Annotated in this window: 3 protein-coding genes and 1 pseudogene; 1 reads left to right on the top strand and 3 read right to left on the bottom strand. The window is 49.5% G+C overall.

Annotated elements, in window-relative coordinates:
* Nucleotides 1-613: 613 nt before the first annotated feature.
* Together C7N83_RS11645 and C7N83_RS11650 are read right to left on the bottom strand one after the other, a co-directional pair.
* Nucleotides 614-4,057, bottom strand: a complete 3,444-nt coding sequence (locus tag C7N83_RS11645) for an Ig-like domain-containing protein (RefSeq protein WP_170064904.1) — start codon at nt 4,055-4,057, stop codon at nt 614-616.
* Between the two features lie 26 nt (nt 4,058-4,083).
* Nucleotides 4,084-4,980 carry an OmpA family protein gene (locus C7N83_RS11650; RefSeq protein WP_106742822.1) on the bottom strand — a complete coding sequence of 299 codons (897 nt, stop codon included), beginning with the start codon at nt 4,978-4,980 and terminating at the stop codon, nt 4,084-4,086.
* Nucleotides 4,981-5,474: 494 nt separating this feature from the next.
* Between C7N83_RS11650 and smc the strand changes: the two genes are divergently transcribed.
* Nucleotides 5,475-8,966: a chromosome segregation protein SMC gene (gene smc, locus C7N83_RS11655; RefSeq protein ID WP_106742824.1), complete on the top strand. Its 3,492-nt coding sequence runs from the start codon at nt 5,475-5,477 to the stop codon at nt 8,964-8,966.
* A gap of 184 nt (nt 8,967-9,150) precedes the next feature.
* On the opposite strand, the pseudogene C7N83_RS11660 reads toward smc, so the two are convergent.
* Nucleotides 9,151-9,274: pseudogene (locus C7N83_RS11660) on the bottom strand (IS5/IS1182 family transposase); the annotation flags it as partial.

Below are 9,274 nucleotides of genomic sequence, written 5' to 3' on the forward strand. Positions count from 1 at the left end.
ACCGTCACATTGGATAACGGCAAAGCGTTTTACCGCCACAGAACCTTTGCCAAAGCGCTGGGGCCCAAACCTACTTCTGCCCTCCCTGCCGTTCTTGGGGAAAGGGGCCGGTAGGGAATACCGGCAGTTGATACGCCGATACTTCCAGAAAGGAACGGATTTCAGGAAATTCGGCAGGCAACAAATTAAGGCAGTCGAAGATGCCCCCAACCGCCGTCGGGGAAAAATGCCGGATTATGATTCTCCGGTTAATTTGTTTCTGAAAGCGGTACAATCGGGAACAGCCAAGTGTTGCATTTGAAATGCGGACTCAAGGCCGTCTGAAAACATATCACATTTGTTTTCAGACGGCCTCCTGTATTTATAACTGATTTACTCAAAAATAGACACACGAGGTAGGCCGAATACCCCATATCCGATATTTTCCCACAAGGGCAAACTTTACCCTGAATTTAAACGATTTCTGTACTTTTTAAGCAAGTATCGGATTCAAGAATCCGACCTACCCCCTGTTGTCATAATTGATTTAATCAGCCATATACCCCATCATCAAAATAATCAAGACAAAAAAAGCCCTGCTTTTCAGCAGGGCTTTTTGGCAGGCTGTGTGTTATCAGCCAAGGGTTTCAACATGGTTTTGCAACACAGACTCAAGTGTCTCACCGGCAGACAAACCTTGGAAGGTAATGCTGTTTTGGTAAGTTTGGCCGTCTTTCGCCACGCCGGTAAAACTTAAGACGTGGTTCGCGTCATCCCAAACAGCGTTTTCCAATTGCCGCGGGCTGATCAAGTCGGCAAATACCACTTTATCTACGCCGGCTTCAAAATCGGTAATGACATCGTGACCGCTATTGCTGTTTGCCAAGAATACAAACTTGTCTGCACCCTCACCACCAGTCAAGGTGTCGTTACCGGCACCGCCAAACAAGATGTCGTCACCAGAACCGCCAACCAAGGTATCGTTACCGCCATCAATACGGTTGTCCAACAATTTGACCCAGTTCTCACGAACATAATCGCCAATTTGCTGCTCGGTCGCATCGCTGCCGCTGTTTTCCGTCCACTTGATGTATTCGGTCAACGCGCGGGCGCCCATACCATCATGAGAGCCTTCGGTATGTTGGATACTGGCAATACCGTTGGTCCAGCTCAGGTGATCGGTATTGATGCTGTCACCGAAGATGATGTCGTTGCCTTCTCCTCCATGCAGCGTATCACTGGATACTGCATTCAACACACGCTCAACCGTACCGCTTTCCAAAGCTGCATCGAATTCTCCAGGCGTTGATACCACTTGTGCTTCACCCGCCAAACCTCTATAAGTGACGGCAAACGGATAAGTGTTATAGTAGAAGCTGTTGTTTCTCAACGAATGGCCATCTGGAACGGTATTATCGAAGAAGTCCAACATATTCGCTTGAACACCTTGCGAGAAGCCTACTGCATGAACATCTGATACTTTTGATAACTCTGCAAAGCTCTCCAACGCTTTGTTAATGCCCTCTTGGGTAATGTAACCTCGGTATTTCACCATACCGGTATCCCCATAAGTCGTCGGCTGACCATCAGTCAGGAAGTAAGTTACATTTTTGTAATTATTTCCTGATACTTGGTTGAACCATGAGCTTGCATCACGGAACACGTCATCATAATTGGTCGTACCGCCAGCTACCAAGCTTTTGATCTTCACAACCAATTGATCAACATTAGATTCAGTCAAATCACTAATATTGATCACTTGTTTAGAAGTTGTGTTGAAAGCAAACAGGGTAACATTCAAATTACCGTCATGACCCGCAAAGTCTTGCGCCAACTTAAGCAATGATTTGCGGGCGATTTCCATGTATGATTCACCGCTAGAGGTTTTGTAATTCGCCATACTGCTGGAAGTATCCAAAATCACCGCTACGTTGTAGTCATGACCCGGTTTGATAATCAACTGATAATCACCGGCATCACCAATCAACGCGTCATTACCAGTACCGCCGGTAATGGTATTAGAACCATTCGTGCCAATGATGGACTTATCGGCATCCTCACCATTAATGGTAATGGTCAAGGTTGCAGTCGATTTGTCACCATCCGCATCGGTTACGGCATATGTGAAGGTGTCTTGCAGCGTATCGCCGGTATTCAAGGCCTTAATTACAGGGTTGTCAGGATTTAATGTGTAAGTATACTCACCATTTGCACCTAGTTTCAACAAGCCGTATCGGCCTACGGTGTAATCTGCCGCAACAGATACCAGCGTATCCGCACCCAATCTGTCGTTATCCAGCACGTTGCCGCTCACAGAACCACTTGATTCAGCGATGTTGTTGACATCACCCAAAGCAACCGGAGCAGTGTCGGTAATTTGGATATCCAAGCTGTCCATCGCAGTATTACCAGCTGCATCACGTACCACAACCAAAAAGCTGTCTTTAACAGAATCATCACCTGCACTGTGGTCTTTGGCTTTACCGTTCTCAGTATAGCGATAAGACACTTCACCTTTCACCGAATCGTAACCCGTAACAGCCAAAGTACCCAGTTTTGTCGCAATCACAACAGGAATGCTTTCGGTCGCACCAGTTACGTCTTTACCGCCTACAGTAATACCGGCAATAGATTGATCAGTCACTTTAATCACACCTGTAACAGCCGCCGCGGAAGCTTCTTCAACGGTATTGTCTTCAGCAGCTACAACCGGCGCGGTGGTGTCGATGTTGCCCTTGTCGGTGGCTTTACCTTTGTTGCCGGCCGGATCTTCCACTTCGGCCGTAGCGGTAACCGGCCCTTCCGGCAATGCGTTCGGTACTTCTGCCCAGTAAGTGCCGTCACCTTTTACGGTAGTGGTCACTACTTGGGTTGCGCCGCCGGCATCGGTTACGGTCAATGTTACTACCGAACCTTCCGGTGCGTCGGTCTTGCCGGTGACTGCCGGGGTGTTGTCGCTGCTGTTGTCCGGTACGTCTACGGTAATCGCCGGCGCGGTGGTGTCGATGACGTTGCCTTTGCCGCCGTTGTCGTCGCGGGCTTCAGCTTCGTTACCGGCTTTGTCGGTCACTTTGGCAGCAACCGTGTAGTTGCCGTCCGGCAATGCGTTCGGTACTTCTGCCCGGTAAGTGCCGTCTGCTTTCACGGTAGTGGTCACTACTTGGGTTGCGCCGCCGGCATCGGTTACGGTCAATGTTACTACCCGGCCTTCTTCGACATCGGTAGCGGTACCGCTAATCAAAGGCGTGTTGTCATTGGTCAAATCCGGTGCCACTACGGTAATCGCCGCAGTGGTGTCTATCGAGCCGGTGTCGGCCGCATTCGCTTTGTTACCGGTTTTGTCGGCTACTTCGGCAGCAACTGTGTAGTTGCCGTCCGGCAATGCGTTCGGTACTTCTGCCCGGTAAGTGCCGTCTGCTTTCACGGTAGTGGTCACTACTTGGGTTGCGCCGCCGGCATCGGTTACGGTCAATGTCACCGTTTGACCAGATTCCACATCATCAACGGTACCGGTAATAGTCGGCTTGGCATTAGACGAGTCACTTGGCGCATCAACAGTAATTGCTGCTTTATTGTCTTTATCATCGTCATGATTTTTAGCCAATGCCGCAGCAGCCGCGCCCAAAGGCAGCAACGCCAACAACCACAACGGATTAGGCGCCCACAGGCTATTGATGATTTCACCGCCCAATGCTTGGCCTGCTTCGACTTCCTCCGCTAACATAGTTACAGCATCAGCAGGTTCAGCACTTTCCGGAACGTACGGGTACATACCGCCGTTTTCGTGCTGACCCATCAACAGGCTGCTTTTAGAGGCATCTGTTTCACTTGAGTAATAACCTTCGATAATCAGATCAGGATTGCTGATATCAGAACCTTCAAAAGCCACTTCTAAGTTATCGCCGACGCGTTTGGTCATGATGTTTTCAGGGCCGAACTGAGTAGTCTCATCGATAAATTGGTAGTTCACCTTGGCTTGTGCAGGAATGCGCAATACTTCACCAGAGGCTGTCTGAAATTTAACGGTTTCAACGGTTTCTTTAGCGTTATTGATTTTTAACGTAATGTTTTTAGACATTTCTTTGATTACCTTTTTATAGTTCATTATTTCTCACCGTGCAGAATGATTTCCACACGGCGATTAGGTTGGTCACATTCCTTACGAGCCTTGGCGTTTGCAGGGAAACGTTTGCGGCAGTCGTTAATCAGCAATTCTTGAGCACCACGACCTTGAGCAGCAATAAGGTTCGAATCCAAACCGCTCTCGCCCAGTGCGCGTTTTACGGTTTCGGCACGGCGAACGGACAGGCTTTGGTTATAAGCCGGCTTGCCTTCCGGATCGGTATGGCCGATAACTTCAATACTGTTTACTTTGGCTTTGTTTTGGCGGATATCTTCAGATACGGCGGCAATTTCCTGCTTACCTTTTTCCAACATGTCTTTATAGTCGGAACGGTCAAACTTAAACAAGGCAGAAGCTTGCAAATTATATTTTTTCAACATTTGCGCACATTTGGCAGGGCTGACAACACGGGATAATGTATGATTTTGACGTTTCACACCTTTCATTTCTGCTTCGGCTTGTTCAGGTGTGACGCCTTGTAAGACAGGTTGGCCTCTGCCGTTGTCGACAACTTTAAAGAAAGAGACGGCAGCCTCAGGTAGGTTATAGTAATCACCCAAGTTGGCTTTTTTATAGTATGCTGCATCTTGACGGGTAAAGTCGGCAAATAATTTTTGGTTTTGGGCACAAATCAATTCTTGACGGTAGGCATTAGGCTGTAAAGAACCTGAATACTCACCATTCACGTAAATATTCACGGCAGCGCCTTCCAGCGCATTGGCTTGGCGGTAGAACACCACAGAAGAACGACCTTCCGGCACATCAGTGCTGTAAACGGTTTCTGTTGTATCTACCCATGTTTCCCTTTGTTGATGCGCGCAACCAACCAACATGATTACCGGCAACAACCCCCATAACAAGCTACGAAACTTCAACATTTTAAGCTCCCATTTATTGTTTGTAATAGTTTAAATTCTTCAAAACGCGCATATGCAAATCACCAAGACTGCGCACAAATTTATTATTCATTGGTCATATCAAACATCTGATACCGTGCCCGATATTAACCCTCATACGATATGATATACGCTTCAAACTGCTAATATTCCCAGTGAATATCAACGGTAATTTAATCAGACAATAGGTAACTGGAACTGGGTTGTCATTCTTATTTCGGCAATATTATTTAACAGTTCAAAAAATTCCATAATAATTTGATTTATTAGGTTTTCTTATATTTTTTAAATATGCATAAAACATAATTGATTTATCTTCTCTGTGAAATTTGCAACATTTAAACAACACCATTCCAATTAAATATAAAATCCGATAAAAGCCGATTTTTAGAGCATTTAATTTCTTAAAACCTGCAAAACTTTGATTGATTTCCGTTAAAATACATCTTTTCCTTTACCTATTTTCCAAAAAAACTATGCGCCTTACCCACATCAAACTTTCCGGCTTCAAATCTTTTATCGACCCAACCACCATTCATGTGCCGGGGCAGCTTGTCGCCGTGATCGGCCCCAACGGTTGCGGTAAATCAAATGTGATCGATGCCGTGCGCTGGGTATTGGGTGAAGCCTCCGCTAAACAACTGCGCGGCGAAAGCATGCAGGATGTGATTTTCAACGGTGCCGCTACCCGCCGCCCCGCGCCGCGCGCTTCCGTGGAATTAGTATTTGACAACAGCGGCCACACCCTGCAAGGCGCATGGGGACAATATGCCGAAGTCAGCATCAAACGCCAGCTCACCCGCCAAGGTGATTCTGCTTATTACATCAATAACCAAGTCGTACGCCGCCGCGACATTACTGATTTATTTTTGGGTACTGGAGTGGGCGCGCGTGGCTATGCCGTGATTGAACAAGGCATGATTTCGCGTATCATTGAAGCGCGACCGGAAGAATTGCGCGCTTATATAGAAGAAGCGGCGGGCGTGTCCAAATATAAAGAACGCCGCAAAGAAACCGAAGGCCGTCTTAAAGACACGCGAGAACATCTGCAACGTTTGAGAGACTTGCAAAGCGAGCTGGCACGCCAGGTAGAAAAACTGGAAAAACAAGCCGAAACCGCCGAAAGCTACAAAGCACTCACCGCTCAGCTTAACCAGCAGCAGGATTTACTCGACTATACCCAATGGCAACAATCGCTTGCCACCGCCGACAAAGCCACCGCGCAACACCAATCGCTGCAAGCGCGACAAGACGAAACAGCCGCGCAAATCCAAACCCTGATGGACGAAGCACACGCCCTACAAGCTGCCGAGCAAGCCCGGCAGCAAAATGTGCATGACTTGAGCAACCGCCGCGGCGTGTTGCGCGAGCAAATTGCCCGTTTGGAAGAACAAATGCGCCATCAACGCAGCTTAAGCCAACGCATTGAGCGCGACCGCCAAGCTGCACAGGCACAATTGCAGCGCATTCATCAAGAGCAACAGCAAATCCGCGCCCAGTTTGAAGACACAGACATCCAAAACGAAGAAAAACAAACCGAGCTGGCCGAGCTGGCCATGCAGGTGGCCGAACACGAAGCCCAACTGCCCGCATTGGAAGAAGCCCAAGCCACGCTCAACGCCGCCTATCAAACCCAGCAAGACGAAACCGGCCGCATCAAACGCGAATTGGCTTTGAAGCAGCAACAGCTTGCCCACGCCAAACAAACCATACAGCAGCACGAAGCCCGCAAAGGCCGTCTGAAGGAAGAAAGCCAAGCGCTAAATCTGCCTGACGACAGTGAAACTTCTGCCGCGCAAGAACAAGCCTCCTTATTGCAAAGCCAGCAAGAACATTACGAAGAACAAATCCTTGCTGCTGAAGAACAATTAACTACCCTGCGCGACGGTTTTCAGACGGCCTCAAATCGCTTTCAAACCCTCCAGCAGCAACACATTACGCTACAAGCGCAGCAGCAGGCTTTGTCACAATTATTGGCGCAAGCACAGGAAGCGGCCAATTTTTGGCAAGCCACCACGCACGACCACGCACCGCAGCTGTGGCAACACATCAGCGCACCAAGCGACTGGCAACACGCCTTGGGCGTGGTGCTGGCCGAACGTCTGCACGCGCGTGCCGTACCTGATTCCTTCAGCCCGCCTTCGCCCTTGCCACCCAAGCAGGCCGCATGGTTGAGTGACAAATTGTCCGGTGGCTTGAAAAAATCCTTGCCTGTGCAAGCCTTGGTGAACCAAATCCAAGCCCAGCCGCCTTTTCAGACGGCCTTGTATCATTGGCTCGACGGCGTATTGTGCGCCCCGAATTTGGATTACGCCCTTGCCCATCAAAGCGATTTGAGCGGCAAGCAAATCTGGCTTACGCCCGAAGGCCATCAGGTCGATAAAGTCAGCGTGTTGCTTTACGCCAAGCCCGCGCAAGAAAACCTGATTGCACAAAAAGCCCGTTTGGACGAACTCAGCGCCGAGCTTGCCCAAACCGCGCCGCAGCTGACTGCTGCCGAACAAAACCTCAGCCAAGCACAAGCAAAGTTACAAGCCGCTGAAAATTATCATAAAAATCTAACCCAGCAGCAAAAACAACACACCCGTCAATACCATCAGGCCCAACAGCGAGCCGCCGAATTGTTGGCGCGCACCAACCAAAGCCAAATCAGACGAGAACACATTACACAGGAATTGGCACAGCTTGAAAAAGAGCAAACCATTCTGAGCCAGTCTTCAGACGGCCTCGAAAATGACATCGCCGCCCTGCTTGAAGCCGTTGCCGAGTTGGAACACCAGCAACACCGGCTTTCCGGCGACCTTCAAACCCAGCAAGGCCGTCTGAAACAGGCACAACTTGCCCTGCTCGAAGCCAACCGCCGCTACGGTTTGGCCGAAGTGGCCGTGCACAAACTGCAGCAGCAAAAACACAATCTGCAACAGCAACTTGGGCGTTTGGACGAAGAAACCTTGGACTGGCAGGAACGCCAGCAAGAACTCGCCTTGTCTTATGAAACCGAAATGCAGGAGGACGAGCAACACATTAAGCTCGAAGAATTAAGCGAGGCCGCGCAGACGCTGGATGAAGAATATGCCGTTTTACAGGAGGCCTTGAACCAAACCCAAGCACAAGGCCGAGAACAATATGCCCGTCAGCAAACCTTGCAGGCCAAATTGCCGCAGCTTCAGGCGGCTACCCAAACCGCGCTGCTCCGGCAGCAGGAAGCACTGATTAATGCCAAGCGTTTCCATCAAAACCTGACCGAACGCAACGCTGATTTGGTGCAGTTGGAAACTTTGGCCGAAGAAGCAGGCCGTCCGAACGAATTGAACAACCAAATCGGCAGCCTCACGCAACAAATCAAAGCCTTGGGCGCAGTCAACCTCGCCGCCTTGCAGGAATTGGAAGAAGCGCGCGGACGCGACAACTATTACCGCAGCCAAAGCGAAGATGTGCAAACCGCGATTGACCTGCTTGAAGAAGCCATCGGCCAAATCGACGACAAAACCAAAGCGCGCTTCAAAGAAACCTTCGATGCAGTCAACGAAAAGGTGCAGACCTTCTTCCCGACCTTATTCGGCGGCGGCGAAGCGGTGCTGAAAATGATTGGCGACGACCTGCTCACCGCCGGCGTGTCGATCATGGCACGCCCACCCGGCAAGAAAAACAGCACCATCCACCTGCTCTCCGGCGGTGAAAAAGCCCTTACCGCCATGAGTTTGGTGTTTGCCCTGTTCAGCCTCAACCCCGCACCGTTCTGCCTGCTTGACGAAGTGGACGCGCCGTTGGACGATGCCAATACTTCGCGTTTCTGCAACCTGGTGAAAGAAATGTCGGCACAAACCCAGTTCCTCTACATCTCGCACAACCGCCTGACCATGGAAATGGCCGAGCAACTCGTCGGCGTGACCATGCAGGAAAAAGGCGTGTCGCGGATTGTGTCAGTAGACATCCAACAGGCGTTGCAAATGGCCGAACCGACTTGATAACTCATTGAATCAAAAGGCCATCTGAAGCATATTTCTGTTTTCAGACGGCTTGAGACCTTTACAAAACCCAACCCATAATCAAAAAAAGCGTACTTAGGTGACTAACGTACGCTTTTTTTCAATATTAAATGCCCCATAATTACCTATGATTCCCTATTTTGGAACATATCCCCCCCCCTTTTCAGACAGCAGCAGGCACACGAAGCCTGTTGGCAGCCTTCGGCAGGTTGATACAAACCGCCTTCAAATGACTTTGCGCAGTGACTTTCAATAAACCAAAATAAGCCGCACGGCGATAGCGGAAT

Origin of the sequence: Neisseria iguanae, from assembly GCF_003013245.1 — a bacterium.
GTDB lineage: Bacteria > Pseudomonadota > Gammaproteobacteria > Burkholderiales > Neisseriaceae > Neisseria > Neisseria iguanae.

What these genes read in the sequence shown, in the direction of transcription:
- smc (WP_106742824.1), top strand. Translation starts at nt 5,475, where the DNA reads ATGCGCCTTACCCACATCAAACTTTCCGGCTTCAAATCTTTTATCGAC.
- C7N83_RS11650 (WP_106742822.1), bottom strand. Translation starts at nt 4,980, where the DNA reads ATGTTGAAGTTTCGTAGCTTGTTATGGGGGTTGTTGCCGGTAATCATG.
- C7N83_RS11645 (WP_170064904.1), bottom strand. Translation starts at nt 4,057, where the DNA reads ATGTCTAAAAACATTACGTTAAAAATCAATAACGCTAAAGAAACCGTT.